2 protein-coding genes and 2 pseudogenes are annotated in these 3,215 nt (G+C 36.3%); 3 read left to right on the forward strand and 1 reads right to left on the reverse strand.

Features of this window, described 5'->3' with window-relative positions:
* The 3 genes and pseudogenes from DEAC_RS21975 to DEAC_RS21985 form a co-directional block, all read left to right on the forward strand.
* Nucleotides 1-645 (forward strand): annotated as a pseudogene (locus tag DEAC_RS21975) (transposase); the annotation flags it as partial.
* Nucleotides 646-723: 78 nt separating this feature from the next.
* On the forward strand, nucleotides 724-1,284 hold the full coding sequence (locus DEAC_RS23145) for an FkbM family methyltransferase (protein ID WP_282434477.1): 561 nt from the start codon (nucleotides 724-726) through the stop codon (nucleotides 1,282-1,284).
* A gap of 159 nt (nucleotides 1,285-1,443) precedes the next feature.
* Nucleotides 1,444-2,550 carry a DegT/DnrJ/EryC1/StrS family aminotransferase gene (locus DEAC_RS21985; RefSeq protein ID WP_047812205.1) on the forward strand — a complete coding sequence of 369 codons (1,107 nt, stop codon included), beginning with the start codon at nucleotides 1,444-1,446 and terminating at the stop codon, nucleotides 2,548-2,550.
* A gap of 236 nt (nucleotides 2,551-2,786) precedes the next feature.
* Here the strand turns inward: DEAC_RS21985 and DEAC_RS23150 are convergent.
* Nucleotides 2,787-3,215 (reverse strand): annotated as a pseudogene (locus DEAC_RS23150) (transposase); the annotation flags it as partial.

Genomic DNA, 3,215 nt, shown 5'->3' on the forward strand with positions numbered 1-3,215 from the left:
TTCTCGTAGAGTGTAAAAGCCAATATATTTTAAAATCCTTGCTTTCCTCGGGAAATGTCAATGATGGCCAAAATGGCGATTCCTCTACTCAAGGCTCTCCATGAACTTCATCCCCAGCTGAAACCTTCCTATTCGCTTTTGGATGCTGGTTACGATTACAGCCCAATTTACCAACAAGCAAAGGCCATAGGATCAAAGGCCCTAATTGATTACAATTCACGAAATGAAGAACTACCAGAAGACAAGGACAAATACTTTCGCCCCAAGTGTCAACAGGGTCATTCTTACCGATATGATAGCTATGATTCCCAATACGACACGTTGAAATATACTCAACCCAAGGAGTGCAAAGAGTGCCCTCTGAAAGAAAGCAACCAGTGTCAAAAAGTATTCAAGGTTAAGGTTTCATCAGACCCCAGAAAATACACCGTTCCGGCCAGAGGAAGTGAGAGCTACTTTGAACTTTATAAACAAAGAACAGCCGTAGAACGTGTTAATGCTTATCTCAAAGAGTACTTTCAGTTAAACAACATTCGCCATCGAGGAAACTTAGCCAAAGTCGATTTCGACTTTTCTATCCTGACATACACTCTCTGCAAATTAGCCGTAGACCGATTGAACAAGTCTAAACGTGTAGCTGCATAAATCTTTAAAAAAATGTTAAAAGAAGAAATTCTGAAGGCCTGAGCTTATACAAATAAACATTATGAAATTGACTCAATTATAAGTCTTTCATCAAATGAAGTTTTTGTTGACTGCGGTGCATATACTGGAGATACAATTTTGTCCTTTATTAATAAAGTAGGCAAGTTTAAATATATTTACGCTTTTGAGCCTGATGAAGAGAATTTTAAAACTTTAAATAAAGAACTAGAAGAACTATCGGTGAATGCTTGTAACGATCAAATAATTGCCTTTAACGCTGGGGTATTTGATAAAAATGAAAGAGTCTTATTTCAACCAAATTCAAATGGCGGAGGATCTCAAATTAATGAAAATGGGTTACAAACTATAGAAGTTTTAGCATTAGACTCTGTTTTATGTGAAAAAGAAGTGACGTTTATTAAGATGGATATTGAAGGAGCTGAAAAGGAGGCTCTTTTGGGGGCAAAAGAAATTATAACTTCACAGAGGCCCAAATTGGCTATATGTGTTTATCATAAACCAGAAGATCTTTGGGAAATTCCCTTACTTATTAAATCTTGGGTTCCAGAATATAAACTTTATTTGCGTCATCATTGTCATGATATAACCGAAACTGTTTGCTATGCAGTATTAGATTAAGGTTAAATTCCTCCAATACTCAATGTTATGGAAAGGAAAGAACTTTAGTTCTAAAATCCAAACAAAGCTTGAGAGTTAAGTTTGTGTTTATCAGTTACTGATATGAAAAATATAAATGCTTTATACGGGGTATTAATGGGTACCTTGATATTTGCACAAATGCTGAGGTGGATAATGAGTACAATACAAGTGACTCAATCTTCAATGCCAGACTTTCAAGAATACATCAGAGAAATTGAAGATTTGTGGGAAAGCCATTGGCTAACGAATATGGGTATAAAGCATAAAAAATTAGAGTCTTTGCTAATAAAGTATTTGCAAACGCCTAATATTACACTTTTTACAAATGGTCATCTGGCTTTAGAAAGTGCAATTGTTGCTTTAGGTTTGACTGGTGAAATTATTACAACTCCTTTTACCTTCGCATCAACAACTCATGCCATAGTAAGAAACGCCTTAACCCCTGTGTTTTGTGATATTAACCCGCACACCTATACGATAGATGAAGAAAAGATCGAAAGTTTGATCACAGAAAGGACATCAGCAATTCTTCCAGTACACGTTTATGGGAATATTTGCAATGTTGATGCTATCGATGCTATTGCCCAAGAATATAAGTTAAAAGTAATCTACGATGCGGCCCATGCCTTTGGCGTAACGGTAAATGGCCAAGGTATCGCAACTTTCGGAGACGCTTCTATATTTAGTTTTCATGCTACAAAAGTATTCAATACCATTGAAGGCGGAGCGGTTACATATCTTAATTCGGACTTGGCTAGAACTTTGAATAACTTGAAGAATTTTGGCATTACTGGGCCAGAATCGGTTGAAAGCGTTGGCGGTAACGCCAAAATGAACGAGTTTCAAGCAGCAATGGGAATTTGCAATTTGAGACATGTCGATTTTGAAATAGAGAAGAGAAAAGCAATCGCCCAGCGGTATGTTATGAGATTAGATGGCATTAATGGCCTAAAATTAAGCCGGCAACCGGAAATCAAAAGCAATTACGCATATTTACCTGTTGTTTTTGACGGCTATAAAATGAACCGGGATCAAGTGTATGAAGCCTTAAAAAAAGAAGATATTTTTGCCCGAAAATATTTTTATCCTTTAATCAATGACTTTTTATGTTATAGAGATAAATTCGATAGTCAAGATACTCCTGTTGCGAAATATATTTCTGAAAGAATTTTAACTCTTCCGCTCTATGCCAACTTATCCTTGGACGATGTTGACAGAATTTGCGATATTATTTTAGGTAAATAGGTAGCAGAGGGGAATTAGTTAAGGCATGCTAAACAATTAGTTTGATTTTAATTGGCAACTGCCAAGATTTTAAAAGGAAGTGACTTTTATTGAATAGTTTCTATACTGAAGAAGAATTAAAGAACATTGGATTAAAATCAATAGGAGAAAATGTTTTAATAAGCGAGTCAATTTCATAATGTTTAATTGTTAAAGCTCAGACCTTCAGAATTTCGTTAGTAACATTTTTTGAAAATTTATGCTGCAGCTATACGTTTGAACTTGTTCAATCGGTCTACGGCTAATTTGCAGAGGGTATAGGTCAGGATAGAAAACTCGAAGTCTACTTTGGCTACGTTTCCTCGATGTCGAATGTTGTTTAACTGAAAGTACTCTTTGAGATAAGCATTAACACGTTCTACGGCTGTTCTCTGTTTATAGAGTTCAAAGTAACGCCCACTTCCTTTGGCTGGAACGGTGTATTTTCTGGGGTCTGATGAAACCTTAACCTTGAATACCTTTTGACACTGGTTGTTTTCTTTCAGAGGGCACTCTTTGCACTCCTTGGGGTTGAGTATATTTCAACGTGTCATATTGGGAATCATAGCTATCATATTGGTAGGAAATGACCTTCTTGACACTTGGGGCAAAAGTATTTGTCCTTGTCTTCGGGTAGCTGTTCGTTG

Origin of the sequence: Desulfosporosinus acididurans (assembly GCF_001029285.1) — a bacterium.
In the GTDB taxonomy this organism is placed as follows: Bacteria; Bacillota; Desulfitobacteriia; order Desulfitobacteriales; family Desulfitobacteriaceae; genus Desulfosporosinus; species Desulfosporosinus acididurans.